Here is a 25,841-nt window from a genome sequence, read left to right on the forward strand (position 1 = left end):
GATCCGGCAGCGGCTACTATGGACGACGTCACGGCGATTCTCGATCAGCTCAACTCCGCCCAGCGCGAAGCAGTGAGCGCTCCCCAAGGTAATCTATTGGTGCTCGCAGGCGCAGGCTCGGGCAAAACCCGCGTGCTGGTTCATCGCATCGCCTGGCTGATGCAGGCCGAAGGGCTTTCACCCTACGCACTGCTGGCGGTAACCTTTACCAATAAAGCCGCCAAGGAGATGCGCACCCGCCTCGAGGCGCTGCTAAGCATCTCGATGCGCCATGTGTGGGTAGGTACCTTTCACTCCATCGCCCACCGCCTGCTGCGCACCCATTGGCAGGACGCCAAGCTGCCGCAACACTTCCAGATTATCGATTCTGACGATCAGCTACGGCTGGTCAAACGGCTGCTGAAAGATTACGCCATCGACGACGAACGCTACCCGCCCCGCCAAGTGCAGCACTTTATCTCCGGCTGCAAAGAGGAGGGACTGCGCCCGCACCAGGTCAATGTGGATGGCGATGCCTACATGGGCCAGATGGTTGAGCTCTACGAGCGCTACCAGCTCACCTGCGAGCGCGGCGGCCTGGTCGATTTCGGTGAACTGCTGCTACGCAGCCTGGAGCTGCTGCGCGATAACCCGGCGCTGTTAAACCACTACCAAGAGCGCTTTGGTCATGTCCTGGTGGATGAGTTTCAAGATACCAATACCCTGCAGTACGCCTGGCTAAAGCTGCTCACCGGCATGAAGACGCCGATGACTGCCGTCGGTGATGACGACCAGTCGATCTACGGCTGGCGCGGTGCCAAGGTGGAGAATATCAGCCGCTTTGAGCAGGAGTTTCCGCAAACCCACACCGTGCGGCTCGAGCAGAACTATCGCTCCACCAGCGCGATTCTGGAAGCCGCCAATACGCTGATCAGCCACAACAGCGAGCGGATGGGTAAAAACCTGTGGACCGACGGTATCGAAGGCGAGCCGATCTCGATCTACGCCGGGTTTAACGACCTGGAAGAAGCGCGCTATATCGTCGACACCATCAAGGAGAAGGTCGACGAAGGCTTTAACCGCCGCGATATCGCGATTCTCTACCGCTCAAACGCCCAGTCTCGCCTGCTGGAAGAGACGCTGATTCGCCAAGGCATGCCCTACCGTATTTACGGTGGTCACCGCTTTTACGAGCGCCTGGAAATCAAGAATGCCCTGGCCTACCTGCGCCTGATGCTCAACCGCGATGATGACGCCTCGCTTGAGCGGGTGATCAACGTACCCACCCGCGGTATCGGCACGCGCACGGTGGAGATTGTCCGCCTACGTGCCCGTGAACAAGGCATTCAGCTGTGGCAGGCACTCCACGATGCGATTAACGACGGCACCTTGAAAGGCCGCGCGGCCAATGCCGTGCAAACCTTCGCCAACCTGATTGAGCAGCTCGATAACGATGCCTCTGGCATGGCGCTGCACGAAATTATCGATCACGTCACGGTGCATACCGGTTTGATCGAGCACCACAAGAGTGAGCGCGGCGAGAAAGGCCAGGCGCGGGTCGAAAACCTGGAAGAGCTCGTCACTGCTGCCCGCGCCTTTACCCAAGGCGATGTTTTTGAAGCCCCTGAAGCGGGCGAAGGCATGGCCGCACTGGAAGCGTTTCTTTCAGAAGCCGCCCTTAATGCTGGCGACCATGAAGCCGAAGAGTTTGAGGACAGCGTACAGCTGATGACGCTGCACTCCGCCAAAGGCCTGGAGTTCCCCGTCGTCTTTATTGCCGGTGTCGAGGAGGGGCTGTTTCCACACAAGATGTCCCTGGAGGAACCGGGTAGGCTCGAAGAGGAGCGTCGGCTCTGCTACGTCGGCGTCACCCGCGCCATGCAGAAGCTCTACCTGACCCACGCCGAAACCCGGCGCCTGCACGGCAAAGAGGTGTTTCCACGCCCGTCGCGCTTTTTGCGCGAGCTACCGCCACACCTACTCGAAGAAGTCCGCCTACGCGGACATATTTCCCGCCCGGTCACCGCATCGCGAACGTCTTTTGCCCAGCAAAGTGTCGAGAGCAGCGGTGATATACCCACCTTACATGTTGGCCAAGGCGTTGAGCACCCGGTGTTCGGCGAAGGGATTATTCTTAACGCGGAAGGCGAAGGTGCCCGCGCCCGGGTACAGGTCAGCTTTGAAGGCGAAGGGGTCAAATGGCTGGTGCTTGGTTTTGCTAAGCTAACGCCGCTGTAAACCAGCGATTCTTCTCATTAACTACGCCTACGCGCTCCAGGCACCACATAGAGGTCATTATGAAACAGCGCTTAAAACGCCTATTTCCTGAGGTGTGTAACGGTTGGCAGGCACTCAGCGGCTACCAGCGTTTTGAACGCTTAGTTTCGATGGTGCTGACCCTCGCCATCGGCGGCGCTGTGCTGGTCGCTATGTATTACTTAGTCATTCATGTGGTGCAACTGCTGTTTATTCAAAGCCGTGACCCCTTTGACTACCGCGTATTTCAAGCGCTATTTGACATGATCCTTACCGTCTTGATTGCCATGGAGTTCAATAACTCCATCATCCGCACAATGACCAGTGGTAAAGGCTTCATCCACGTTGAAATCGTGGTTCTCATTGCCATTATGGCGCTGGTGCGCAAGTTTATGGTGCTGGATATGGAAGTCATCGACCCCTGGCAGATTGGCGCCCTCTCGGCTGCGGTATTGGCGTTAGGCGGCTGTTATTGGCTGGTACGCCATGGCAACAGCATGAAAGACGCCTCGGATGATTAATCAGGCTTGCGGGCTAAATTCGCTATACAGCATACTAACAAGCGGACACCGCGAACTTAGCGCCCTATAACAACAGTTTTATTACCTTTGGAGTTTTGCTCACCATGCAACGCCGTCACTTCCTCAAAACTGCCAGCCTTGGCGTCGCCGGGGCCGTTGCCGCCCCTTTCGTAACCACCTCAAGTGCGCGCGCACAAGAAACCTTCACCTGGGACATGGTCACCTCTTGGCCGAAAAACTTCCCTGCCCTGGGCACTGGTGCGAATGATTTCGCCCGCCGGGTAGAACAGCTTTCCAACGGCCGCATGCAGATCCGTGTACACGGAGCGGGTGAATTGGTACCAGCCCTGGAAGTCTTCGATGCGGTAGCAGCCGGTACCGCTGAGATGGGCCACTCTGCCTCTTACTACTGGCGCGGCAAAGTAGCTGCTTCGCAGTTCTTTACCGCTGTACCCTTCGGTATGACGACTACCGAAATGAACGCCTGGTTGTACCACGGCGGCGGTCAGGAGCTTTGGGATGAGATCTACGCCAATCACAATCTGAAGCCGTTTGCCGTGGGCAATACCGGTGCGCAGATGGCGGGCTGGTTCAAAAAAGAGATCAACTCGTTAGACGATATGCAGGGGCTAAAACTTCGCCTGCCGGGCCTGGCGGGTGAAGCGATGAACAGCATCGGCGTCAGTACGGTTACTATGCCGGGCTCGGAAATTTTCACCTCGCTGCAAACCGGTGCACTGGATGCCGCTGACTGGGTGGGGCCCTATAACGATATGGCATTCGGCCTACATCAGGTGGCTGACTACTATTACACCTCGGCGTGGAACGAGCCCTCTGCGGTACTGGAAGGAACGATCAACCTGGATGCCTGGAACTCTCTGCCGGAAGATCTGCAGGACGTGGTTCGCGAAGCGGCGCGGGCGTCTAACCTTGCGATGATCAGCGAATTTGCCTTCCGCAACGCACAAGCACTGGAAACACTGGTCGATGAGCATGGCGTTCAGCTGCGTACTTTCCCTGACGATGTAATGGCGGCGCTATACACCTCGTCTCAGGAAGCGATCCAGCGCCAGGTCGAAAGCGACGAGGAATCTCGCCGTGTTTACGAGTCTTACTCGGCCTTCCAGAAGCTACTGCGCCCGTTCAGCGATGTGGGTGAATACGCCTACCTGAAGAACCGCGATAACGTCGAAGGTTAATGAGCCACTAGACCAGTAAACGACAAGCACGACAAAAGGGCGCTCTTAGCGCCCTTTTGCTATTTCAAGTCAGCTCTGTTGAAGTGAACTAGTCGCTATGCACTGCTCGGATGCGCCCATTATCGTCCAGCGCAACCATCACAAAGCGCGCCTCGGTAACTTTTTGGCGCTCCTCTATGCGTTGCCCATGGGGAGGACGCACCCAGACCTCCACATCAATCTTGATCGAGCTATGACCAATTTCTTGTACCTGGGTGTAAACGCTGACCATCGAGCCAACGCGCACCGGGCTTAAAAAGTCCATGGCTTCAATTGCCACAGTCGCCGTACGCCCCCCTGCTTCACGGCCTGCCGCCAGTTCAGCCGCTTGATCCATTTGATTGACCAGCCATCCACCGGGTATATCACCATAAAAATTGGTATCTTGGCGGGAAGCCAGTAATTTTAGCGTTAGTTGGCCTTGAGGGGCGGGTACGTCGTCCAAATCGGTTTCCAGAAGAGTCATGAGTTAGTCGCTTAGTCAGTTTATTGTTGTAAACGTTGCAGCGTGGCACGTTATTTATAGGTGTTGCTGCATCGCAACACAAAGGAATGGATTTAGTTAACCATAAGAGGACGCTCGTTTGAATACTCGTTTGACGACTCTTTTCATTAATGGGGGTTTAGCTTTCACCGTTCGGCGCACCGTATTGAGCTGGATGGCGTTTGTCCTGATGCTGATAACGTCCCTGGCCTGGGGGCAGCAGCCAGCAGTTATTAGCGGCACCTTGGGCGCGGTGGGATCCGACACTATGGCGGGGCTAATGCTGCGCTGGGGTGAAACCCTCACTACCCGTTATCCTGAGGTAAAGCTGCAGTTTCAAGCAAGTGGTTCAGCCAGTGCGCCCACGGCGCTAATGGCCGGCACTGCCCGGCTTGGCCCGATGTCTCGTCCGATGACCAGCGAAGAGCGTGACAATTTTATTGAGCGCTATGGCTACCCACCGCTGGAATTAAAAGTCGCCCGTGACGCACTGATTGTGGTTGTACACCGCCATAACCCCTTACGCGCTCTGACCCGGCTGCAGGTTGATGCCATCTTCTCAACCTCGTTGGCCTGCGGAGGCGAAGTGCCGATCAGACGCTGGGAACAGCTACCGGCAACCCGTGACTGGTCATTTGGTAGCATTGCGCTGCATGGGCGTAACCTTGCCTCGGGCACCCATGGGCTATTTCAACAGCGGGCGTTATGCGGCGGTCTTTTTCGCAACGACATTAGTGAGCACCCCGGCTCATCGGCGGTGGTCGCGGCCGTTGGCGAATCAGCCAATGCGATGGGCTATGCAGGATTTAACCACCTAACCCCAGCCGTTCATGCATTGAGCCTCTATAACGATGATGGCATTGCGATACCGCCCGATGAAGCAGCGATACAGAGCGGTGACTACCCGCTGTCGCGCTACCTTTACCTCTATGTGAACCTACCGCCGGGGGAGACCTTACCTCCCGCCGAGCAGGCACTGCTCAAGTTGATTATGTCCGATGAGGGCCAGCAGATTGCGCGCGCATCCGGCTTTGTACCATTAACCTCCAGTGTCCTTAGCGCTCAACAGAGGTGGTAAATCACTGTCATCTAACTGACACATAATTGTCTTAGGGTAGGGATCCTGTCTATGCACTGTTTTTCACTACATCCTGGTTTTTCACTACCTCTTGGTCAGCGCTATGATCACCTCGGTTTTGCCATGATATCCACATGACCCTACCTCGGTTAAGCTCTTCTCGACGGCCGCTAAGGCTGCTGCAAGATCGCATGGCCACCGGTTTAATCACCGCTGGCGGAATCGGCGTGCTGTTGGCAATCCTGGCTATCGGTGTCTTTTTGGTGTGGGAAACCCTGCCGCTGCTGGCGATTGGCGATACCTTAGCGCTGGCTAAGCTCTCCCCCCTGGCGTGGGGCACGCTTAAAGCCGCCCTAGCCGCACTGCTGTTCGCCATTCCCGTGGCCTTGGGGGCCGCCATCTACTCTGCACTGTTTATGTCAGCGCGCCTGCGCTCGCGGATCAAGCCTACGCTCGAAATGATGGAGGCAATCCCCGGTGTGGTGGTGGGCTTTATTGCCGGACTTATTTTGGCACCTTGGGTAGAACGCCACCTCGCCAGCGCTTTGGTGCTGATCGTTTGGCTACCGCTTAGCGCAGCGCTTGCCGGCTTACTCTGGCATTGGGCTAAATCACGCCTGCGCCGCCGCTTACCGCTCTCCTGGGCGGGTCTCTGGCTCGTTCCCTGGCTCGCTATAATGGTGGCGGTAGCACTATGGCTCGCGCCCTGGATGGAGCAGCAGTGGTTAGGCGGTGATTTACGCCAGCTACTCGATCAGCGCTACGGTATGGATTACGCCACCCGTAACGCGCTGATTGTCGGTATTGCCATGGGCTTTGCCGTTATTCCCAGCATCTATTCACTGGCAGAAGACGCGCTCGCCGATGTGCCCTCAACCTTAATAGAGGGCGCGCAAGCGCTAGGAGCCAGCCGCTGGCAGGCGATGTGGAAAGTGGCGCTGGTGGCAGCGGGCCCAGGTATATTCTCGGCGATAATGATCGGTGCGGGCCGGGCTGTAGGCGAAACCATGATAGTACTGATGGCTAGCGGCAATACAGCCCTGTTTAGCGCCAGCCCCTTCGAGGGTATGCGCTCCATGGCCGCGGCTATTGCCATTGAGCTGCCTGAAGCGTCCCCCGGTGGCCAGACCTATCATCTACTGATCTTGGCCGCCCTGGTGCTGTTTATCTTCACGTTTCTGGTCAATACCCTTGCCGAGGTCGTCCGCCAGCGTTTACGCCGCCGCTTCCGCCAGATGGGGGGCACCTTATGAACTCAGTTTCGACCCACGCCGCCTCTCGCCGACCTCGTTTTAGCCGGGCAAATGATGTATGGCCCTGGCTTTGCGCAGCCAGCGTAGCGCTCTCCCTGCTGATGCTGGGCGCCCTACTCACGCTGCTGCTGGTGCGCGGGCTAGGGCATTTTTGGCCCGCTACGCTGGAAGAGGTCACCCTTGACTCGGGCGAAACCTTTGCTGGTCAAGCCGTACGCGAAGTCGCGCTACCCCAGCAAGCAGGGGATGAACGCCTCTACTTTACCGGCAACCAGGATATAGAGGGCGTGCGCTGGCGTTGGGTGGCGATTGATGAAATTGCCGAGCGCACCCAGCCAGACGATTTGATTCGTCTTGATCGCAGCCCCTGGGGCGACTTTATTGGCCGTTTGGTCGCCATAGAGCAGCAGGGCCAGCGGTGGGAGGGAGACGCTGCCTGGCAACGATTGACCTCTTTATTGGCGCTCCCCGTCAGCCAGCGCCAGGATAGCCAACTGCTGCTTACCACCGTGGACGGCCAAACCCTGCGCCAACCGCTGGCCAGCGTGTCGAGCGCTCAGGCTCCCAATGCCATGAGCGTGTGGCAGAAAACGCTCGCCTGGGGGGATGCAGTTTGGCGGTTTCTGAGTGAGGGCCCACGGGCAGCCAACACCGACGGTGGCGTCTGGCCCGCGATATTTGGCACGGTGCTGATGGTGATTTTAATGTCGGTGATGGTGACCCCGTTTGGGGTGCTGGCCGCTATTTATCTCAATGAAATCGCTCACCAGGGGCGACTGACCCGATTGGTACGTATTGGCGTGCGCAATCTGGCGGGCGTTCCGTCGATTGTTTATGGCGTATTTGGTTTGGGCGTGTTTGTTTACGGCATCGGTGGCTCGCTGGATGAGTGGTTTTTCAGCGATACACTGCCTTCGCCCACCTTTGGCACCGGCGGCCTGTTATGGGCGTCGCTGACCCTGGCACTGCTGACCCTACCAGTGGTGATTGTGGCAACAGAGGAAGGCCTGGCGCGGATTCCCGAGGCGCAGCGTGAAGGCGCCGTGGCGCTTGGCGCTACGCGCTTAGAAATGCTCACCCGCATTGTGCTGCCCATGGCTGCCCCCGCCATGCTAACAGGCGTCATTTTAGCGGTTGCCCGCGCGGCCGGCGAAGTGGCGCCGCTAATGCTGGTTGGCGTTGCTAAGCTGGCGCCTCAAATGCCCATCGATGGTGAGTTTCCTTACCTACATTTAGAGCGCAAGTTCATGCACCTTGGCTATCATTTATTTGATACCGCCTTTCACGGCGAAGATGTGCAGGCTGCCATACCGCTGGTTTACGCCACGGCGCTACTTTTAGTGTTAATTGTGCTGGTGCTTAACCTAACTGCCATATTTCTGCGTCATTATCTTAGGCGTCAACGGGGAAACGAATGCTAGCGTCATTACATTCAGCCAATACCTCTCAGGCACCAGTGGCGCACTTTTCGTCCGAGCACAGCTGCCTGAGTATCGATCACTTTAGCCTCGCCTACGCGGGGAAAGAGGCGTTGCGCGAGTTAACCCTCAGTGTTCCCCGGCATCGTGTAACGGCTTTTATCGGCCCGTCAGGCTGCGGTAAGTCGACGCTGTTACGGGCAATTAATCGTTTGCACGATCTTAATGAGTCGGTCACCCACAGCGGCCAAATCACGCTGGAAGGGCAAGATATTCATGACCCGCAAATGAATGTGACTGAGCTGCGACGGCGTGTGGGGATGGTATTTCAAACGCCCAATCCCTTCCCCATGTCGATCTATGAAAACGTGGCCTTTGGGCTACGATTGCAGCAGCGCATGCCCAAGCGCAAAAGGGACGACATTATTGAGTGGGCGCTTACTTCCGCTGCTCTGTGGGATGAGGTGAAAGACCGCCTACACCGTTCCGCCTGGCAGCTTTCCGGCGGCCAGCAGCAGCGCCTGGTAATCGCCCGCACCTTAGCAGTTCAGCCCGATGTGCTGCTGCTTGATGAACCTGCGTCAGCCCTCGACCCGATTTCAACCCTCAAAATTGAGGAGTTGATCCGTAACCTCAAGTCAGAGCTGACGCTGATACTGGTCACCCACAATATGCAACAAGCGGCACGCGTATCGGATTACACCGCCTTTTTGCATCAAGGGGAGCTGGTTGAATACGGGCCGACCGATCAGGTCTTCACCAACCCCCGTTTGCAACGCACTGAAAACTACATCACCGGCCGCATCACCTAGGCCCTAGCAACTGAACCGTCAGGAGTGCTCCATGGATATTACTAGCGACTCTCACAGCCAGCATATCTCTCGCCAGTTCAACCAGGAGCTGGAAGAGCTGAAAACCCACCTGATGGCCATGGGCGGTCTGGTGGAAAAGCAAGTGCAGGACGCCGTCTTTGCCCTACTGGAAGGCGACACCCGGTTAGCCGAGCAGGTGCGTGACAATGACCGCCAAGTCAACGATCTGCAGCTGCAAATCGACGATGAATGCACTCGCGTACTGGCGCGTCGTCAACCGGCAGCGTCCGATTTACGTCTGGTGCTGGCCGTCATCCGCGCCACTTCAGACTTAGAGCGCATTGGCGATGAAGCCAGCAAAATTGCCCGCAACGCCCTGCTCCTAAGTGAAAACACCAGCACCATTCGTGGCTTGGTAGAGGTGCGTCACATTAGTGAGCACGTACGCAAAATGCTCCGCGACGCACTCACCGCCTTTGCCCGCTTTGATACTGACCTGGCAATGCAGGTTGTGCGCGAAGACGAGCTGGTTGACGACGAGTACAGCAGCGCTATGCGTTCGTTGATGACCTTTATGATGGAAGATTCGCGCTCTATTACATCCGTGCTTAGCATCATGTGGGTACTGCGTGCGCTGGAGCGAGTAGGCGACCACGCCGACAACCTTGCTGAGTACGTGGTTTATCTCGTCAAAGGCCTGGATATTCGTCATAGCGACACCGACGACCTGGATCCAAAGGTGCTAAAAAAGTCTTGACCTGATGGGGCTTTCCTCCTGCAATACGACCAGGCTGCTAAGCGGCCTGGTCGTTTGAATCTCGAGGAGCTCACCTAAATGCTGGATGCTGTCACTGCGCTGAGCCGAGGTACACGCTGTGTGTATCAGCCGGGTATGCGCCGCTATATTTTTCTGCCGATTCTGGTCAACCTGATTGTCTACGTGAGCATGTTCAGCTTTGTGCTCAACCGTTTTGATGGCTGGCTCGCCCATTGGATGAGCATGGTACCCGCCTGGCTTGATTGGCTATCCTGGCTTATCTGGCCGCTTTTCGTAATTAGCCTGTTGGTAGTCGTGTTTTTTACCTTCACGCTGGTGACCAGCTTGATTGCAGCCCCTTTTTACGGCTTTTTGGCCGCCAAAGTTGAAGTTCAAGTCACTGGCCGTGAGCCCATTGATGATCGAAATCTGACTAAAACAGCCGTTGATGCTGTGGGACGCGAGTTTGTTAAGCTCGCCTATATTCTGCCGCGTGCCGCTGGCCTCTTTGTGATTAGCTGGATTCCAGGCGTTAATATCGTTGCCCCACTACTCTGGGCGCTGTTTTCTGCCTGGGTGATGTCCATCACTTATTTGGATTACCCCATGGATAACAACAAGGTGACGTTTGCTGATATGCGTCAACGGCTCTCTAAACGCTGGTGGCAAAGCCTCAGTTTTGGAGGCCTAGTCACGCTAATCACCTGGATTCCGTTGGCCAATCTATTTCTGATTCCCGGCGCCGTAGCGGGTGCCGTACTACTCTGGGATGACCATTACCGAAATGTACATGGTGATACACGCGGCATCACACCGCAGTAGGCGCTTATTACCCAGGCTACGCCACTTTGCTACCTTTATGTTTTGTTCGTCTTTCCTAGGTTCAATCCTGGGCTCAATTAACAACAAAGGAATCACCGCATGTTAAAACCGACGGCTTGGCTGGGGGGCGTACTCTTGGTTAGCGCTATGTCTATTTTGATGGCATCTATAGCCGTAGCCCACGAGGTAAAAACTGAGGCTCTGCGCGTTGCGCACCCCTTCGCCACCCCTACCCCACCAGGTGCGGCAAACGGCGCCGCCTACGTCGACATCACCGCCCTTTCAGAGTCCGTTACTCTTATTGGCGCGAGCAGCCCTGCGAGCAGCAACGTTGAGCTGCACGATATGCGAATGGACGGCGATATGATGCAGATGCGGCATGTGGATGAGATTCGTGTCGAGGCAGGTGAGACTTATACCATGCGCCCTGGTGGCGGCTTTCACTTAATGCTGATTGGCCTCACCGAGCCGCTAAAGGAGGGTGAGCGGTTCCCTCTTACGCTCACCTTTGCAGAACAAGGCGATGTGGATATTGAGGTTTGGATACAGGGCGCCCAGGAAGGCAGCGAAGCTGCTGATGGCCACCACCACTGACGTGGGCTGCAGTTAACTTATAGCAAAAACCCCGCTTTGGCGGGGTTTTTGCTAGCAATGATTACATTAGCAGTTACACTTATTCTATTTTTTACCAGTCGGTGCTATCGCCTTCATCCCGGTTGAGTTCCCCAGGAGTGTAACCCTCTCGGCGAGAGGTCGCCCCTTTTTCAGCACTAGAAAAACGACTACTTGAGGGCGAAAAGTCCAAGCTATCGCCTTCATCATGGTTCAAGTCACTCGCAGAGACATGAGATGGTTTGGAAGCTGCATGTGACTCAGGTTTGTCGATGACATCCTGACCTGCGGTACGGTCTTGATTTAGCTCAATAGATGATTGCGCCATCGCCAAGGGGCTCGCTACCAGACCAAAAGCAATACCTACTATGGCGAGTTTTTGACTCATTTCTTTTAACAGCATGGTGATCTCCTCACTATTCATGGATTCCGTTCGATGATGATTAGAACGACTATCACGCTTTACGTTGCATATTAGGCGCCAAAAAATAAAAATAATTTATTGCATAAAAATCAATAGCATAGATTTTTATGACCATAGGGATTATGTATTCATTATTCATATGGATGTTATCTATACATACCAGATACTTAAGACATCGCCCATCGGCAGACTGCATGAGGTGCGGTGTATGCATAGCGATGCAATGAAATTAGGCCCCGCTAGAAAGCAGCACCTTAAACGAAAAAGACAATGGTTTGAGAGAGGTGTTGGGCGTCACAAAAAATCAGACCCCGCATTAGCAGGGCCTAAGGACACAATACTTTGACAATGACTAACGCTAGCTTCCTTTCCTTTTGCGGGACTGCTCCAACCTTGGAATTTAACCCTGACTAACGCTTTGATTGTCGCTTGATTCATTCCTTGAATCGATCTGCATCCGTACCGTTTTGACACGCCTTCGCGTGTTTAGCTCACACGCTAATCGTAATGTATTTCTACATAATTGCAAATTTTTGTTACCAAACGTTTCCATCACCTTCATCATGCGTTAAATCTTTTGCTGTGTACTCTGCTTGAGCGCTGGTGCGGTGTGACTCTGCCTTGATAACTAGAGGGCGCTCGCCTTCGTCATACATCAAATCAGATGGGCTAAACTCAGCTTGGGCCGAGGTACGGTGTGACTGTGCCTGAATCGGCTGATCATCGACGGTAAAGTCTTGGTTAGCTTCAATGGACATATGTGCCATTGCCAACGGGCTAGCCAGTAGACCAAATGAAAGTCCCACAACGGCTGCTTTTTTTACAAATACGTTAAACATAATATTTACTCCTGACGACTGTTTGATACCGCTGAAGTGAAGTAAGAAGAGGCCCCTGGCTCAGTTCTCACTGCGGTTAGCTTCACTACCTTAATCTTGCACTTAAAATGCCAAAACCGATATTAATTCAATTAATAGCAATAAAATCAACTACTTATTTTAAATATATTGTGCGCAATAATACACCGCTACAAACAAAAGCACGCTAATTACATGTGCACTAATGACACATGCGCAAAATTGTCTGTGCCTTTATGACACACTACTCAACGTCCGCCTTAAAAGCGCATGCAAATACGCCTCGTATCAAAAGGCAACAGTATAGTTTTTAGGGAGAAAACAAGAAAAGTACAAAGCAGAGGGGGAGGGAAAAATATAGATTGAAAAAAGTAGGCAGCAAAAAATTAGGCCCCGCTTTGCGGAGCCCGATATCAGAATTGGTTATAGGGAATGACTAACGTTAGCTTCCACTCCTTGTGCGGGACTCCAACCTTGGAATTTCCCCTGACTAACGTTTTGATTTCCTATTGATTCATCCTTGAATCTAAGAGCATCCTTGCCTGTGTAACATCCTGTTGATCGCTTCTTCATCCGATGAAAAAGCATTCAATGATATCTAAAAAATCACCAATAATTAGCTACCGCTATTTTCTTCAACAAGCTCATCTTCGCCATACTCAGCATCATCTGAGTGGCTGCTTGATTGAGGATCCATGTCGCTAACGTCATCGCCTTCGTCATGGGTTAAGTCATTCGTCATATCTGTATCACTGCTGTTTGAGCTGCCTACACCTTGTGGATCCATTGGCTGCTCATCAGCTGTAATACCCTGATTTTCGTCAATCGCCGAATTTTCATCGGTTTGTGCAAAAGCTAATGGACTTGCCATCAGACCAAAAGAAACACCTAGAATGCCAGCTTTCTTGAGAAATTCCTTGGACATCATATTCCACCTCCGATCGCTGTTTGTTACCGCTTAGTCAAGAAAGAAGGGCTAACCAGTAGCCAGCATTTCCTGCGGTCGTCTTTCTTAACTTTATTGCTGCATTCGGTATGCCAAAAAAACATAAAATAAAATAAAAACATCAAAAATCAATAACTTGAATTCAACTTGAAAGCATTTTCAGAAATCTACCCAGCTAAAATATGACGCTAAAAACTGTGTAGAAATGACACATGAGCAAGGTTTTACCAATCTTGCATGCCAATATTGCACACTTCTACAAATATTGTGCGGCGGGACATTTGGCTACATCAAACAAGACGCGAGGGGGGGAAGGCGCAGCGAAACAACGCCCCTTTACCGGGGAGGGATTCAATTTGCAGTTGCGCATCATGACGCAACAGTACGTGCTTAACGATGGCTAAGCCTAAACCTGTGCCGCCCGTTGCAGTACTGCGCCCCTTATCGACTCGGTAAAAGCGTTCGGTTAAGCGGGGAATATGCACAGGATCAATCCCCTCTCCGTTATCTTCCACATCAATACAGCCACCGCCAGTAGCGCTAGCTTTCCAGCGCAGGGTGATTTGGCTGCCTGCTGGTGTGTAGCGAACCGCATTAAAGGCAAGGTTAGAGACGGCGCTACGAATTTCCTGCTCACTGCCTAGCAGCCGCGCATCGCTCTCAAGTGCGACGGTGATGGTATGGCGTTGATGCGATAAGGCTAGTGCGTCAGCACACACGCTTTGCAGTAAAGGCTCAAGTGACAGCGGATGATGATCTTGCCCACCTTGGTCAATCTCCAAACGCGAGAGCAGCAATAAATCGTTGACCAGATTCTGCATCCGCTGGGTCTGCTCCTGCATTTGCTGGACACTGCGACCCAATCGCGGCGGAAGCTGATCGGCGATATCACTGTAGGTTTCCAAATAACCTGATAGAACGGTCAGAGGGGTGCGCAGCTCGTGGGAGACGTTGGCGACAAAGTCGCGCCGCATCTGCTCTAGGCGATGCAAGCGGGTGATATCGCGCGCCATCACCAAGCGTTCGTCGTCACCATAGAGAGTAATTTGATATTGCAGGATTCGCCGTTCATCAATCGGCGAAGTGAGCGTTAACGGCTCACTGTAATTACGCGCATTAAAGTAGCTGATAAAGCTTGGGTCGCGCAGCAGGTTAGTAATGTGTTGACCACGATCATGGGCCGTTTGTAGCCCCAGCATGGCGGTAGCAGCACTGTTCCACCACTCCAGGTCGCCGTGGCGGTCAAGCATAACCACGCTGTCACGCATCGCTTCAGACGACTCTTGAATACGCGCCAGAGTAGCGCGCAGACGGCTTTGGGTAATGCGCTGGCTTTTTTGATAGCGGTATAAACGATCGAATAGCTCGCCCCACATTCCACTGGCGGCAGGGGGTTCATCGTGAGGGTTAAGCGTGAGCCACAGGTAAAGCTCGCGCAACTGTCGTAGGTGGTAAAACAGGCATAGCGCAAGCCCTGCCGCGAGCCCCAGCCCGGCCGAACCCAACAGCCAGCCTAAGCAGGTGCCCAGCGTGGCCAGCCACGCTATTCGCCACAGCTCACGACTCCATAAACGCACATTTACACCCGTGCAGAGAAACGGTAACCGGTACCCCGAACCGTTTGAATCAGGTTTTGATGCACCTCGCCCAGGGCTTTACGCAAACGGCGAATATGCACATCAACTGTGCGCTCTTCGACATACACATTCCCCCCCCACACTTGGTCAAGCAGCTGGCTGCGTGTGTAAGCGCGCTCTTGGTGGGTCATAAAAAACTGTAGCAGCCGGTACTCGGTAGGGCCCATTTCCAGCGCTTTGCCGTGAGCGCTGACCCGGTGGCTAACCGGATCAAGCAGCAGGCCGTTAATCTCAATGGGATCTTCAACGCCACGTGGCGTCGCACGGCGCAGCACCGCTTTTAGCCGTGCCACCAATTCCCGAGGTGAAAAAGGCTTGGTGATATAGTCATCTGCACCGGCTTCAAGCCCTTGAATTTTATTATCCTCTTCGCCTTTCGCGGTGAGCATAATAATCGGGATTTCGGCGGTAGCTTCTTCACGCTTTAGGCGTCTTGCCAGCTCAATACCACTAGTACCGGGCATCATCCAGTCCAGCAGTAGTAGATCGGGCTGGTGGTCGACCACCATGGCATGAGCATCCTGGGCATTATCCGCTTCGAGCACGCGATAGTCAGCCATTTCCAGCGCTACCGCGATCATCTCGCGAATCGATGATTCATCATCGACAATCAGAACGGTCTTGGCGGTCATACCAGAGCCTCACGGTGTCCAAAGAAAACTTGCTCAAAGATAAACAGTTCAATGACATGTCAGTGACGATAACACCATGACTTGATGACAGTTACATGACAACCGCCGCGATTAACCAGCCACAGGCCACCAGCTAAGCGCAATACCGGCAAAAATCAGCAGGCCCGACCAATGATTGTTAAGAAACGCCTGGAAGCAGGCATCCCGCTCCTGGTCGCGAATTAAGCGCTGCTGATGCAGAAAAGTCGCCGCCATTGCCGCGAGCCCTAACCAGAAGAAGCCACCTAAACCAACCCGCCAACCTACCCATGCCAGAAGCCCCAGGGTAGCTAGCTGGAGTAAGCCAATGATCAAGCGATCCGCATTTCCAAACAGCACGGCCGTTGATTTAATGCCAATTTTTAAATCATCGTCGCGATCAACCATGGCGTACTGGGTATCGTAGGCTACTGTCCAGCACACATTCGCGCAGAATAGCAGCCATGCTTCCAGCGGCACGTGGCCAAGTATGGCGCCAAACGCCATCGGAATTGCCCAGGAAAACGCCGCACCCAGCACCACCTGAGGAAAGTGGGTATAGCGCTTCATAAACGGATAAATAATCGCCAGCAGCACCCCGCCCAGCGAGAGCAGTACCGTAAACCAGTTGGTCAGTAATACCAGAATAAACGCAGCGGCCACCAGCGCAATAAACAGCAGTTGGGCTTCGGTTTCGCTGATACGGCCTGTCGCTAGCGGACGATGTTTTGTGCGTTTCACATGCCCATCGAAGTGGCGATCCGCATAGTCATTGACTACGCAGCCCGCGGCGCGCATCACATAAACGCCGGCCACAAAAATCACCAGCACATTTCGCCCTGGTACACCTTCCGCAGCCACCCAAAGGGCCCATAGCGTCGGCCACATCAAAAGCCATGTGCCTATCGGCCGATTCAAGCGCATCAGCTGTAAAAAGTCTGTCACGCGAGCCCATCCCTTCGGCCGCAACAGTGAACGATCCATGCTTACCTCACGAAGAATAAGATGCAGGCGCTAGCCTAGCGCGAAGGCAGGCCAAGATCATCTGCCATCGCACCCAAAAAATACTCTTGCACTAATAACGACAGGCCGCCGTGATAAAAGACGGAGCGCCTTCCCCAGGCACAACTCCCATCGATACCATTCACGCTAATAAAATCCGGGGGTTGCTTCGTCGCTTCCAAAGGCCCGCGAACTAAACCTGGCTGTCGAAATAGCCAACTGCCTAGCGAGCGCTCACCCAAACTCTCCAAACGCTGGCCCTTTAGCTGCGTGAGGGGGGCGACCGAGCGAGCCACCACCCACGGCGTTTCATCCAAGCACAGCGCCACTTCCCGCAGCCAGGCGTAACGCTTGAAGCCAATGCCCAGCGCCTGAGCCTCATCCTGGCGCGGCCAGCCGACGCCCTGATGTAGCAACCGTACTCGAAACGGCTTCTCTCCACCCGCGACCATTAAGCGGGCGGTTAACGAGTCGGTGGAGGCGACCCACTGCCACCAGGAAGCACTCATCGCAGGCCGCGCCGCATCAATCGGGCGCCAGCGGGAAAATAGAGGATTTTGCCGAAAAGCAGCAGCCGTCACCGAGTTCTCCAGGGCAATTAACGGGTTGGCTAGTGTAACATGAGCACTGAAAGGCTTTTGTTTCAGCGACTTTTTTAACGACTCGGTTTAGCGCCTCTTTTTTCGCACTCTTTTTAGCAACTTTTTTTGGTGTCTGCATGCCCGCCACCCAAACACAGAAAACGTCCTCTCACGCTGCGCTGGTGATTATTGGCACTGGCATGGCAGGGGTTGGCCTTGCCCGGGTGTTACGCCGATTGGGCGACCAACGCTCAATCACGCTGGTAAGCGCTGACAGCGGCGATGACTACAGCAAGCCGTTGCTCTCCACCGGCTTCGCCAAGGGCCTCGAGCCCGAAAAATTAGCCCAGCGCAGCGCGTCTGATCTAGGCGAAGAGCTAAATGCCCAGATGGTTATCCACACCCAGGTAGACGAACTGGATGTGGATAACCAAGCCGTTCTTCTTGAAGACGGCAGGGTGCTCGGCTACGACACACTGGTACTCGCCACTGGCGCTGCACCACGGTTGCCCTTCAGCCTTGAGCCCAGCTTAGCCTCACGCTGCTTTACCATTAATGACCTGGACGACTACCGCCGCTTTCACACGGCGCTAGGCCACGGCCCAGCACAGGTGGCGATTATTGGCGCGGGGCTGGTCGGCTGTGAATTTGCCAACGACCTTCACGCTGGCGGCCATCACGTCAGCGTCATCGCCCCTGAAGGAAGCCTGCTTCCTCGCTTGCTGCCACCGCCTTTAGGGAACGCCTTGGGCGATGCCTTTAGCGAAGCAGGGATCCACCTTCACCTTGGCCGTTCGATTGATTCCATCGCGGCCGAAAACGGCGAAGACATCCTATTACGTCTGGATAATGGCGACACCGTCAGCGCTGATCTCGTGCTGATGGCAACCGGCCTTGCACCCCGTACGGCGCTTGCCGAATCAGCGGGTTTAAGCGTATCGCCTAGCGGTATAGTCGTTGACCGCCAGTTGCGTACTTCGCACCCCAATATCTACGCCCTGGGCGATGCAGCCTGCGTAGACGGCGTTAATGCCATGTACGTTCAGCCGCTGCAAGCCAGCGCTAAGGCACTGGCGGCAACGCTTTCGGGCACCCCCACAACCGTTAGCTTTGGCGCCTGGCCGGTAGTGGTTAAAACGCCGCTGCTGCCAGTAGTGGCCTACCCGCCAACCACCACGCCCGAGCGCTGGCGAATTGAAGGCGAAGGCGGTGATATCAGTGCCTTGGCTGAAAATAAAGACGGACGTTTGATTGGTTTTGCGTTGACAGGCGGCTGCGTGAGAAGGAAAGTGGAGCTTTCCAGAGCAGCACCTGCGCTGCTAGGCTGATTTTCGTCGCGTTCACGACTAGGCTAGAGAAGCTATCCTAATCGGCTACGCACCCAACAACATGCATTTGTTTGATGTTTGATTTCTTTTAAAAAGGGGAGATTCCTTATGCGCAAACCTGAACTCGCAGCAGCCATCGCTGAAAGTGCCGACCTGTCCAAAGATAAAGCTGGCCAGGTGCTGAACGTCATTCTGGATGAGATCACCAACAGTTGTGCCAAGGGCGAAGATGTCGCGCTGATTGGTTTTGGTACCTTCACGGTACGTGAGCGCGCAGCGCGTACCGGCAAAAATCCGCAAACCGGTGCCCCGCTGCAGATTCCGGCCAGCAAAAACGTTGCCTTTAAGCCAGGCAAGGGACTCAAGGACGCCGTTTCCTAATGAAGCTCAAGCTGACGCTGTGGCTGCTGGGCGTACTGCTCAAACGCGCCCTGCGCCGCAAACCGCGCTTTCGCGAACAGTTAGAACGCATGCGCGGCCTGGACTGGGGGATTGCCACGGAAGATCTAAGCATTGCCCGCCACTACCGGATGACGCCGAAAAGTGTCAGTACCGGCAAAGGGCTGCCCGTGGACTTAGATCTTGAGCTACGTTTCCGTGATCAGGATACCGCTTTGAAAGTGCTCAAAAAGCCAACCCAGCAGGCCTTTCTCGACGGCATGATGAACGGCAGCGTGCGCTTGGTGGGTGATTCCGCCGATATGAATAAGCTGCAAAAACTACTCAAGTATTTGTAGCGGCTTACGATTGGCATAGGGTAGCGGCTTAGTTTAAATAAATTTAGGCTAAACAAGGTAGAGGTATAAAAGCTATCGATGGACATACCTCATCAACGCCTCGTTTACTTCCGCGTTACCCTTGAATCTGGCTCCGTGCGCCGCGCAGCGGCGCGCTTGGATATTGCTCCCTCGGCGGTAAGCCGGCAAATTGCTCTGCTGGAAGAAGCCTTGGGAGCAACCCTGATGGAGCGTCAGCGCGACGGCATTTCGCCTACCCCGGTAGGCGAAATGTTGCTTGAATACTGCGAACGTCGCGGCGCCCTTGATGAAGGCTTTATTGCGTCACTTGAATCCTACCAGCGCATGGAAACCGGTAAGATATCGCTTACCGTCGGTGAAGGGTTTGTCAGTGACCTGGTAGCCTCCCCGCTGCATGAATTTACCCAACGCTATGCGGGCATTCAGCTCGATATTCATACCGCAGGCACCTCGGGCATTATTGAAGCCATTGTCGACGATCACACTCATATCGGCTTAATGTTCCACGAGCGAACCCACCCACAGCTACGCTTCTGGGCATCGACGCCTCAGCCGCTAATGGCTATTCTGCCACCGAACCATCCACTCACCTTGCAAACGTCACCGCTCACGCTGACTCAGCTCAGTGATCAGCCGATGGCCATGTGGGACACCAGTCACGGCGTTCGCCAAATGGTTGATCAAGCGTTTCAGCACGCACGCATTGCACCCCGCCTAGCGATGAATACCAACTCCATGGTGGTATTGGCACAGTATGTACGCAGCGGCATGGGCGTTACGCTGCTACCGGCTTTTGCTGTCGCGCACGACATAGAAGCGGGCACGCTCGTGGCGCGCCCGGTAGACCATCCGCTCTTTCAGCGCTCCCAAGCCCATATGGTCACACGAGTAGGCCGCCAACAGCCCAAAGCCAGCATTCTACTGCTACGCCATTTGCAGCGCTGGATGCAGGCTTTTCGCGATGTAGCGAATTAGCGCGCTGATGCGGGTAAACCAACCACCGTGACGCCAGCAGCAACGCGCTTAGTCACAATAGCGCCAGCCCCTATTCGGGCGCCCTCACCAATTTCAATATTGCCAAGTACAACGGCGTTTGCACCCAAAAAAGCATTCCGCCTAATTTTGGGATGGCGATCCCCATCGAGCTTACCCGTTCCCCCTAATGTGACGCCCTGAAAAATGGTGACTCCATCTTCGACGACGGCGGTTTCGCCAATCACAATGCCCGCCCCATGGTCGATAAAGATGCCTTTACCAACGCATGCCGCAGGATGAATATCCACACTGAATGTACAGCTACAGCGAAACTGCAGGTAGCTCGCCATGCTCTTCTTCGCCGTTGCCCACCAAACATGACTGACGCGATGACACTGCAGTGCGCGATAACCCGAGAAATAGAGCAGCGGTGTAAAAGGTTCTGGAATAGCGGCATCTTCTTGTAGTAATACCCGCAAATCATCCAAAGCCGACTCTACGATCAGCGGGTTTTCCGCAAACACAGCGCGAATCTCTGCCAATGCAGAGGCATGTGATATATGAGTAGATGACAGAGTTTCGGCGATAACGACGGCAAGTGCCGAAGCAAAGTCGCTATGATCAAGCAAAGCGTAGCGGTAGAAATCAGCGAGTAGGGGCTGCGAGCGTGAGGCTTCAAGGGCTGCTACCTGGATCTCCCGCCAAAGCGCGGCAGGGTCATTAAAGGCGTGAGCGCCTAAGTCTGAGGTCTCGGTCATTATTGGTGCTCTCACCCAGTGGTTTGAGAAAAGCGTAGCGCTGTTCCACCTAACACCTCAGGCGGTATATCGGCCTGATGAGCGCTCAGCGACACAAAAGGTAGCGAGCACTGCTGCCAATGATTCATCGCCGCGGCAATATCTTCACAGGCCAGTGTTAGCGCCACCGCCCTGGCGGGTATCGACGGAAGCCCAGCCAACACCTCAAAGTGCTCCCCTATTGCGCTATCGCTTAATAAATGGCAAACCCCTTTATCGGTGTGGATTTTAAAGCCCCCCGCTTGCGTTTGAATCGCTTCTTCGCCATGGATACGACGAAAATGCTCCACATCACGAGCAGGGCTATCGGACACATACCAAATATCGGTGATAGATGTCGCCGTATTGGCGTGCCGCTCAAGGCTGGGGTCTGTGCGAAACAGCTCGGGGCGCAATTGCTGGCACAAGAACTGAGTAAGGAAAGGCTGCTGAGGGTCATGCAGAATATTTAACGCGACGCCCACTTCCACATCACCACTGGCAAGATGCGCCAGTCGGCGAAACTCAATAGGCGAGTGGCCTTCAAAGCCACGCGCGGTCAACAGCGCATGATCCGTCGCCATCGCTTCACTTTCTAAAGCCAGCATAGCGATCCCTTCACCAATGGCTAAGCGATCTTCCACCACTTTGGCAAATTGAAAGCCGTTGCTATCCCGATAATCTGTTAGGTGTGAATGGGCAATACCAATCAACTCAATGAAATTATTGCGTAAAAACAGCAGGTGGTTATCGGTACCCCAGGGGTGGCTATGGCGCGGATTGAGGGTAAAACCCAAGGCTGCCGCACGCTCGGCTGCCACATCTAAATCGGCGACCGCGACTAAGGGGTGATCAATGCCAAAGCTCATTGCAGTAACTCCTCACAAAGCGGGGCGAATAGCCCCGACAAGTTCAACTCACGCTCTCTGTTACTGGATAGTCGCTATGACTAAACGATCAACCCACGCCGCTGCCATAGCCAAAGGCGACACTAGCTTCCGGTGCCGTTTCCACCCAGACGCTTTGCGGCACCGTGTATTCACGCAGGCCATCCAACCCGCTGGAGCGACCGAAGCCGCTATCGCCAAAGCCACCAAACGGCGACATCACGCTGATCGCCTTGTAGCTATTAATCCATACCGTACCCGCACGCAGTTGCCCGGCGACGCGATGCGCCCTTGCTACGTCCTGGCTCCAAACGGCGCCAGCCAAGCCAAAGCGGGTTTCATTGGCGAGTTGAATAGCCTCGGCTTCATCGTCAAAGGCCATGGCGACCAGCACCGGGCCGAACACCTCTTGTTGAGCGATCTCCATATCCGGCGTGACATCGACCAGCACGGTCGGGGCGATAAAATAGCCGTGGGCCTCGTCTGGCAGTCCTTCGGGACGTTTGCCGCCCGTTAATACTCTCGCGCCTGCCGCTTCGGCGGCCTCAATCATGCGGGTGGCCTGCTCAAATTGTCGGCGATTCTGTAGTGGCCCCATGCGCGTCGCTTCATCGCTGGGTAACCCCACCGCAATCTGCTCCGCGGCCCGTGCCAAACGGCTGGTGACCTGCTCAAACACCGAGCGCTCAATCAACAGCCGCGATCCCGCCACACAGCTCTGGCCGGCGGCGGCAAAAATGGCCGCCTGGGCTCCCGCGACGGCTTCATCGAGCTTGGCATCGGCAAACACGATATTGGCGGACTTGCCCCCCAGCTCTAACACGCTGGGCACCAGCCTCCGCGCGCCTGCTTCGGCAATCATGCGCCCGCTCTGGGGGGAGCCCACGAAGACCAGCTTGCTGATGGCGGGGTGGTCGGTCAGCGCCGCACCGGTCGACTTGCCCAGCCCGTTGACGATATTGATCAGTCCCTTAGGTAGCCCGCCGCTTTCCAGTAGCTTGGCAATCACCACCGAGGAGAAGGGCGTAAGCTCAGAGGGCTTCAGCACCACGCCGTTGCCCGCCGCCATCGCCGGGGCCAACTGCCAGGCGCAGGTAAACATCGGGGCATTCCAAGGAGTAATCTGCCCTACCACGCCGTAAGGCACGTGGCGCACATAGTTAAGGTGCGAGGTAGGTACCGGAATCACTTCGCCGTGCTGCTTGTCGCACCAGCCCGCGTAATACTCAAACATCTCGCGCACTTTGCCTACTTCAGCCCGGCAGTCACGAATAGGCTTACCGGCCACCACGCTTTCCAGCTGCGCCAGCGCCTCTTCATGGCCCTCTAGCCCACGCAGCGCCGCATTCATGCGCCGCCCACGCTCGCTGGCGGTGAGCGCCATCCACTCACGTTGGCCTCGCTGTGCCGCTTGGGTAGCACGCTCAATCAGTGCAGCGCCCGCATCACGATAGTGCACCAGCGTTTCGCCAGTAGCCGGGTTGATCAGGGTGATTTCCTCACCTTCGCCCGCGATTAATTCGCCATCAATCCAATTACTTAACGGCGTGGCAGCGGCCAAGCCAAAACCCTCAAGCAGTTGTGCAAGATGGTCGCAGGCGTGCTGGCTAAGTGAGTTCATTGGTTACCCTCCGTTTGGCTGCCGCGCGCTAATATCGGCGTAGTGATATGGTTAAAGTCATCGCTATCAGTTGGCTGCTCGGGGTTTGCGTGCCACGCATCGACAACGGCTTGCAGCAGCGGTAACGGCAGGCCCAACTGCTCAGCGGCATCCCGCGCCAAACGCAGATCCTTGCGCATCAAGCCGGTGGTAAATCCAGAATCAAAACGCTCGCTCAGCACCCACTCGGGGAAGTTGACTTCGCTAACCGCGCTGCGCCCTGAACCGCTATTCAGGCCCGCTAAACAGGCAGCGGGGTCCACGCCCGCCTTGGCGGCCATCGCAACGGCTTCGGCAGTCGTCAGCAGGTGCGCGGCACACAGGTAGTTATTGGCAAGTTTCACCACATGGCCGCTGCCTGGGCCGCCCACATGGGTACGCTTGGCCGACATCGCTTCCAGCATCGGCAATACCCGTTCGATAGTACGTTCATCGCCTCCCAGCAGCATCCCCAGCTTGCCGCTGGCAGCACCTTTAGGCCCGCCGCTGACCGGCGCATCCAGCCATTGAAGGCCCGCGGCGGTTACTTTTTCGGCCAATTCACGCGTCACGGCGGGGTCGCTGGTGGAGGTATCGACAATAACGCTGCCTTTCGGCGCCAGGTTGAGTAAGCCTGGAGATTGCTCGATCACCTCCCGGACATGGGCAGAGGTGGGCAGGGACAGCAGATAGATGTCGCTGGCAGGTAGTTCATCGAGCGCTACCACTGCTAGGCCCTTAGCCGACAAACGCGACCGCGCTTGCTCAAATACATCGCTGCCTGTCACTGTAAACCCGGCGGCTTTAAGCGTAAGTGCCATATTGCCGCCCATCTGCCCCAGACCAATCACCACAACCGATAACGACTCTGTTGAAAAAGACATCTTAAAACTCCTTGAACGTCCTGTTACGTGAAGTTCGGCGTAGACGCTCCCCTACCCAGTGGGCATCAGAGAGCGCATAACGCTTTTCGTTGAGAAAAAGGGTGCGACTTAGACGAGCAGCGCCCTGACTAGCTCCACCCAATAGCGCGTTCCTAACGGCAACAGCGCGTCGTTGAAGTCGTAGCGCGGGTTGTGCAGCGAGGCAGAATCTTCGCCGTTGCCCATCCAAATATAGGCGCCGGGGCGCTCGGCCAGCAGGAACGAAAAATCTTCGGAGGCCATACTGGGCGGCGGGTTGCGCACCACATTGTCGCTGCCGAGTAAGCTTTCCAGCACCGAGGCGCAGTGCTGGGCATGTTCAGGGGTATTGATAGTAGCGGGATAGCAGCGCTGGTAATCCAGCTCAACGGTTAAGCCGTGAAACTCCGCCAAGCTGGCAATCGCCTGCTTAAAGCGTGCTTCTAATTGCTCTTTAAGCGCCATATCGAAGCAGCGCAGCGTGCCACGCAGCTCGACCTGCTCGGGAATCACATTGAAGGTATCCCCCGCATTAATGCTGGTAATACTCAGCACGACTGATTTGTCCGGCGGCGTTTCGCGGCTCACCAGCCCTTGCAGTTGGCTGATCAGTTGGCAGCTCGCCAAAACCGTATCAGTACCTAAATGGGGCATCGCCGCATGGCAGCCCTTACCCGTCAGTGTCAGGCTAAAGATATCGAAAGCGGCCATGACGTCGGTATCGTGCACCGCGGCAACGCCTACGGGTAGGCCCGGCCAGTTATGCAGGCCGTACACGGCGTCCATGGGAAAGCGCTCAAAAAGGCCCTCTTCGACCATCACCCGCCCACCGCCTGCGCTCTCTTCGGCGGGCTGAAAGATAAACACCACCCGGCCTTTGAAATCCGGCTGCTGCTTTAACGCCCAGGCGGCGCCCAATAGCATGGTCGTGTGGCCATCGTGGCCGCAGGCGTGCATCTTGCCCGGCGTTTGCGAGGCGTAGGCAAGCGCCGTCTCTTCACGAATATCCAGGGCATCGATATCGGCCCGCAGGCCGATGGTTTTACCTTCACCCTGTTGACCATCCAACGCGGCTACCACACCCGTTCCGGCAATCCCGGTGGTTACCTCAAAGCCCCACTCATTCAGCAGCTCGGCAATGCGCGCGCTGGTGCGGTGCTCTTCAAAGGCCGTTTCCGGGTGCTGGTGAAAATCATGGCGCCACGCTTTTAGTTCTGCGCTATCCGGTAAGTCTACTGAAGCAGTCATC

27 protein-coding genes are annotated in these 25,841 nt (G+C 55.3%); 14 read left to right on the forward strand and 13 right to left on the reverse strand.

Translation table 11 applies throughout. The annotated features are described in order from the left end of the window. Positions 1-18 precede the first annotated feature (18 nt). The 3 genes from uvrD (at position 19) to KF947_RS11065 (ending at position 3,955) form a co-directional block, all read left to right on the forward strand. On the forward strand, positions 19-2,217 hold the full coding sequence (uvrD, locus tag KF947_RS11055; protein ID WP_227403995.1) for a DNA helicase II: 2,199 nt from the start codon (positions 19-21) through the stop codon (positions 2,215-2,217). 59 nt (positions 2,218-2,276) lie between these two features. After that, positions 2,277-2,756 (forward strand): phosphate-starvation-inducible PsiE family protein, encoded by a 480-nt coding sequence (locus KF947_RS11060; protein ID WP_133732236.1) that lies wholly within the window; start codon positions 2,277-2,279, stop codon positions 2,754-2,756. Between the two features lie 104 nt (positions 2,757-2,860). Then, positions 2,861-3,955, forward strand: a complete 1,095-nt coding sequence (locus KF947_RS11065) for a TRAP transporter substrate-binding protein (RefSeq protein WP_133732237.1) — start codon at positions 2,861-2,863, stop codon at positions 3,953-3,955. A gap of 88 nt (positions 3,956-4,043) precedes the next feature. Here the strand turns inward: KF947_RS11065 and KF947_RS11070 are convergent, their stop codons facing one another. Then, complete coding sequence (locus KF947_RS11070) at positions 4,044-4,460, reverse strand: acyl-CoA thioesterase (RefSeq protein WP_022521117.1); 417 nt, start codon at positions 4,458-4,460, stop codon at positions 4,044-4,046. Between the two features lie 193 nt (positions 4,461-4,653). Here KF947_RS11070 and KF947_RS11075 point away from each other — a divergent pair, with 193 nt between their 5' ends. From KF947_RS11075 to KF947_RS11105, 7 genes are all read left to right on the forward strand, one after another. Further along, positions 4,654-5,556: a PstS family phosphate ABC transporter substrate-binding protein gene (locus KF947_RS11075; protein ID WP_227403996.1), complete on the forward strand. Its 903-nt coding sequence runs from the start codon at positions 4,654-4,656 to the stop codon at positions 5,554-5,556. 134 nt (positions 5,557-5,690) lie between these two features. Beyond that, positions 5,691-6,809, forward strand: a complete 1,119-nt coding sequence (locus KF947_RS11080) for an ABC transporter permease subunit (protein WP_133732239.1) — start codon at positions 5,691-5,693, stop codon at positions 6,807-6,809. Beyond that, the gene (gene pstA, locus KF947_RS11085; RefSeq protein ID WP_227403997.1) at positions 6,806-8,230 is read left to right on the forward strand and encodes a phosphate ABC transporter permease PstA; all 1,425 of its coding nucleotides are present in this window, start codon (positions 6,806-6,808) and stop codon (positions 8,228-8,230) included. Before KF947_RS11080 ends, pstA begins: the two co-directional genes overlap by 4 nt. Further along, entirely contained in the window at positions 8,224-9,039 is an 816-nt protein-coding gene (gene pstB, locus KF947_RS11090) for a phosphate ABC transporter ATP-binding protein PstB (RefSeq protein WP_009286293.1), read from the forward strand. The genes pstA and pstB overlap by 7 nt, the downstream gene beginning before the upstream one ends. Before the next feature lie 31 nt (positions 9,040-9,070). After that, a complete protein-coding gene (gene phoU / locus KF947_RS11095) occupies positions 9,071-9,796 on the forward strand; it encodes a phosphate signaling complex protein PhoU (RefSeq protein ID WP_088698318.1) in 726 nt (241 codons plus the stop codon). Positions 9,797-9,874: 78 nt separating this feature from the next. Further along, the gene (cysZ, locus tag KF947_RS11100) at positions 9,875-10,618 is read left to right on the forward strand and encodes a sulfate transporter CysZ (RefSeq protein ID WP_133732241.1); all 744 of its coding nucleotides are present in this window, start codon (positions 9,875-9,877) and stop codon (positions 10,616-10,618) included. A 99-nt stretch (positions 10,619-10,717) separates the two neighbouring features. Continuing rightward, positions 10,718-11,212, forward strand: coding sequence for a copper chaperone PCu(A)C (locus KF947_RS11105; RefSeq protein ID WP_133732242.1), 495 nt, complete (start codon positions 10,718-10,720; stop codon positions 11,210-11,212). A gap of 91 nt (positions 11,213-11,303) precedes the next feature. On the opposite strand, the gene KF947_RS11110 is transcribed toward KF947_RS11105, so the two are convergent. The 7 genes from KF947_RS11110 to KF947_RS11140 all read right to left on the reverse strand — a co-directional run bounded on the left by KF947_RS11110 (position 11,304) and on the right by KF947_RS11140 (position 17,327). Then, a complete protein-coding gene (locus KF947_RS11110) occupies positions 11,304-11,633 on the reverse strand; it encodes a hypothetical protein (RefSeq protein WP_133732243.1) in 330 nt (109 codons plus the stop codon). 557 nt (positions 11,634-12,190) lie between these two features. Beyond that, complete coding sequence (locus tag KF947_RS11115) at positions 12,191-12,493, reverse strand: hypothetical protein (RefSeq protein ID WP_133732244.1); 303 nt, start codon at positions 12,491-12,493, stop codon at positions 12,191-12,193. 634 nt (positions 12,494-13,127) lie between these two features. Then, positions 13,128-13,439 (reverse strand): hypothetical protein, encoded by a 312-nt coding sequence (locus KF947_RS11120; protein ID WP_166650397.1) that lies wholly within the window; start codon positions 13,437-13,439, stop codon positions 13,128-13,130. A 308-nt stretch (positions 13,440-13,747) separates the two neighbouring features. After that, on the reverse strand, positions 13,748-15,034 hold the full coding sequence (phoR, locus tag KF947_RS11125; RefSeq protein WP_133732245.1) for a phosphate regulon sensor histidine kinase PhoR: 1,287 nt from the start codon (positions 15,032-15,034) through the stop codon (positions 13,748-13,750). Between the two features lie 2 nt (positions 15,035-15,036). After that, entirely contained in the window at positions 15,037-15,726 is a 690-nt protein-coding gene (gene phoB / locus KF947_RS11130) for a phosphate regulon transcriptional regulator PhoB (protein WP_133732246.1), read from the reverse strand. A gap of 111 nt (positions 15,727-15,837) precedes the next feature. After that, positions 15,838-16,728, reverse strand: coding sequence for a 4-hydroxybenzoate octaprenyltransferase (gene ubiA / locus KF947_RS11135; protein ID WP_133732247.1), 891 nt, complete (start codon positions 16,726-16,728; stop codon positions 15,838-15,840). Between the two features lie 35 nt (positions 16,729-16,763). After that, positions 16,764-17,327, reverse strand: a complete 564-nt coding sequence (locus tag KF947_RS11140; protein ID WP_166650398.1) for a chorismate--pyruvate lyase family protein — start codon at positions 17,325-17,327, stop codon at positions 16,764-16,766. A 137-nt stretch (positions 17,328-17,464) separates the two neighbouring features. Here KF947_RS11140 and KF947_RS11145 point away from each other — a divergent pair, with 137 nt between their 5' ends. The 4 genes from KF947_RS11145 (at position 17,465) to KF947_RS11160 (ending at position 20,388) form a co-directional block, all read left to right on the forward strand. Continuing rightward, complete coding sequence (locus KF947_RS11145) at positions 17,465-18,655, forward strand: NAD(P)/FAD-dependent oxidoreductase (protein WP_227403998.1); 1,191 nt, start codon at positions 17,465-17,467, stop codon at positions 18,653-18,655. Positions 18,656-18,763: 108 nt separating this feature from the next. Next, positions 18,764-19,036: an HU family DNA-binding protein gene (locus tag KF947_RS11150; protein WP_064232353.1), complete on the forward strand. Its 273-nt coding sequence runs from the start codon at positions 18,764-18,766 to the stop codon at positions 19,034-19,036. Continuing rightward, the gene (locus KF947_RS11155) at positions 19,036-19,392 is read left to right on the forward strand and encodes a hypothetical protein (RefSeq protein WP_133732250.1); all 357 of its coding nucleotides are present in this window, start codon (positions 19,036-19,038) and stop codon (positions 19,390-19,392) included. Before KF947_RS11150 ends, KF947_RS11155 begins: the two co-directional genes overlap by 1 nt. 78 nt (positions 19,393-19,470) lie before the next feature. Then, the gene (locus tag KF947_RS11160) at positions 19,471-20,388 is read left to right on the forward strand and encodes a LysR family transcriptional regulator (RefSeq protein WP_133732251.1); all 918 of its coding nucleotides are present in this window, start codon (positions 19,471-19,473) and stop codon (positions 20,386-20,388) included. Here the strand turns inward: KF947_RS11160 and epsC are convergent. The 5 genes from epsC to KF947_RS11185 all read right to left on the reverse strand — a co-directional run bounded on the left by epsC (position 20,385) and on the right by KF947_RS11185 (position 25,840). Beyond that, positions 20,385-21,146, reverse strand: a complete 762-nt coding sequence (gene epsC / locus KF947_RS11165; RefSeq protein WP_227403999.1) for a serine O-acetyltransferase EpsC — start codon at positions 21,144-21,146, stop codon at positions 20,385-20,387. The genes KF947_RS11160 and epsC overlap by 4 nt on opposite strands. A gap of 11 nt (positions 21,147-21,157) precedes the next feature. Continuing rightward, positions 21,158-22,033: a VOC family protein gene (locus tag KF947_RS11170; protein WP_227404000.1), complete on the reverse strand. Its 876-nt coding sequence runs from the start codon at positions 22,031-22,033 to the stop codon at positions 21,158-21,160. Positions 22,034-22,121: 88 nt separating this feature from the next. Further along, positions 22,122-23,672, reverse strand: a complete 1,551-nt coding sequence (locus KF947_RS11175; RefSeq protein ID WP_227404001.1) for an aldehyde dehydrogenase family protein — start codon at positions 23,670-23,672, stop codon at positions 22,122-22,124. Beyond that, positions 23,669-24,574 (reverse strand): NAD(P)-dependent oxidoreductase, encoded by a 906-nt coding sequence (locus tag KF947_RS22210; RefSeq protein WP_227404002.1) that lies wholly within the window; start codon positions 24,572-24,574, stop codon positions 23,669-23,671. Before KF947_RS22210 ends, KF947_RS11175 begins: the two co-directional genes overlap by 4 nt. 108 nt (positions 24,575-24,682) lie before the next feature. Beyond that, complete coding sequence (locus KF947_RS11185; RefSeq protein WP_227404003.1) at positions 24,683-25,840, reverse strand: M20 aminoacylase family protein; 1,158 nt, start codon at positions 25,838-25,840, stop codon at positions 24,683-24,685. Position 25,841: the final 1 nt, after the last annotated feature.

This window comes from Halomonas sp. FeN2 (assembly GCF_020595105.1).
Classification (GTDB): domain Bacteria; phylum Pseudomonadota; class Gammaproteobacteria; order Pseudomonadales; family Halomonadaceae; genus Vreelandella; species Vreelandella neptunia.

Excerpts from the sequence above, each read along its gene's own strand:
- KF947_RS11080 (WP_133732239.1), top strand. The coding sequence starts at position 5,691 with ATGACCCTACCTCGGTTAAGCTCTTCTCGACGGCCGCTAAGGCTGCTG.
- phoU (WP_088698318.1), top strand. The coding sequence starts at position 9,071 with ATGGATATTACTAGCGACTCTCACAGCCAGCATATCTCTCGCCAGTTC.
- KF947_RS11155 (WP_133732250.1), top strand. The coding sequence starts at position 19,036 with ATGAAGCTCAAGCTGACGCTGTGGCTGCTGGGCGTACTGCTCAAACGC.
- KF947_RS11160 (WP_133732251.1), top strand. The coding sequence starts at position 19,471 with ATGGACATACCTCATCAACGCCTCGTTTACTTCCGCGTTACCCTTGAA.
- uvrD (WP_227403995.1), top strand. The coding sequence starts at position 19 with ATGGACGACGTCACGGCGATTCTCGATCAGCTCAACTCCGCCCAGCGC.
- KF947_RS11175 (WP_227404001.1), bottom strand. The coding sequence starts at position 23,672 with ATGAACTCACTTAGCCAGCACGCCTGCGACCATCTTGCACAACTGCTT.
- KF947_RS11070 (WP_022521117.1), bottom strand. The coding sequence starts at position 4,460 with ATGACTCTTCTGGAAACCGATTTGGACGACGTACCCGCCCCTCAAGGC.
- KF947_RS11105 (WP_133732242.1), top strand. The coding sequence starts at position 10,718 with ATGTTAAAACCGACGGCTTGGCTGGGGGGCGTACTCTTGGTTAGCGCT.
- epsC (WP_227403999.1), bottom strand. The coding sequence starts at position 21,146 with ATGACCGAGACCTCAGACTTAGGCGCTCACGCCTTTAATGACCCTGCC.
- KF947_RS11150 (WP_064232353.1), top strand. The coding sequence starts at position 18,764 with ATGCGCAAACCTGAACTCGCAGCAGCCATCGCTGAAAGTGCCGACCTG.
- KF947_RS22210 (WP_227404002.1), bottom strand. The coding sequence starts at position 24,574 with ATGTCTTTTTCAACAGAGTCGTTATCGGTTGTGGTGATTGGTCTGGGG.
- KF947_RS11075 (WP_227403996.1), top strand. The coding sequence starts at position 4,654 with ATGGCGTTTGTCCTGATGCTGATAACGTCCCTGGCCTGGGGGCAGCAG.
- KF947_RS11115 (WP_133732244.1), bottom strand. The coding sequence starts at position 12,493 with ATGTTTAACGTATTTGTAAAAAAAGCAGCCGTTGTGGGACTTTCATTT.
- KF947_RS11110 (WP_133732243.1), bottom strand. The coding sequence starts at position 11,633 with ATGCTGTTAAAAGAAATGAGTCAAAAACTCGCCATAGTAGGTATTGCT.
- KF947_RS11065 (WP_133732237.1), top strand. The coding sequence starts at position 2,861 with ATGCAACGCCGTCACTTCCTCAAAACTGCCAGCCTTGGCGTCGCCGGG.
- ubiA (WP_133732247.1), bottom strand. The coding sequence starts at position 16,728 with ATGGATCGTTCACTGTTGCGGCCGAAGGGATGGGCTCGCGTGACAGAC.
- KF947_RS11120 (WP_166650397.1), bottom strand. The coding sequence starts at position 13,439 with ATGATGTCCAAGGAATTTCTCAAGAAAGCTGGCATTCTAGGTGTTTCT.
- pstA (WP_227403997.1), top strand. The coding sequence starts at position 6,806 with ATGAACTCAGTTTCGACCCACGCCGCCTCTCGCCGACCTCGTTTTAGC.
- phoB (WP_133732246.1), bottom strand. The coding sequence starts at position 15,726 with ATGACCGCCAAGACCGTTCTGATTGTCGATGATGAATCATCGATTCGC.
- KF947_RS11145 (WP_227403998.1), top strand. The coding sequence starts at position 17,465 with ATGCCCGCCACCCAAACACAGAAAACGTCCTCTCACGCTGCGCTGGTG.
- KF947_RS11060 (WP_133732236.1), top strand. The coding sequence starts at position 2,277 with ATGAAACAGCGCTTAAAACGCCTATTTCCTGAGGTGTGTAACGGTTGG.
- KF947_RS11185 (WP_227404003.1), bottom strand. The coding sequence starts at position 25,840 with ATGACTGCTTCAGTAGACTTACCGGATAGCGCAGAACTAAAAGCGTGG.
- cysZ (WP_133732241.1), top strand. The coding sequence starts at position 9,875 with ATGCTGGATGCTGTCACTGCGCTGAGCCGAGGTACACGCTGTGTGTAT.
- KF947_RS11170 (WP_227404000.1), bottom strand. The coding sequence starts at position 22,033 with ATGAGCTTTGGCATTGATCACCCCTTAGTCGCGGTCGCCGATTTAGAT.
- pstB (WP_009286293.1), top strand. The coding sequence starts at position 8,224 with ATGCTAGCGTCATTACATTCAGCCAATACCTCTCAGGCACCAGTGGCG.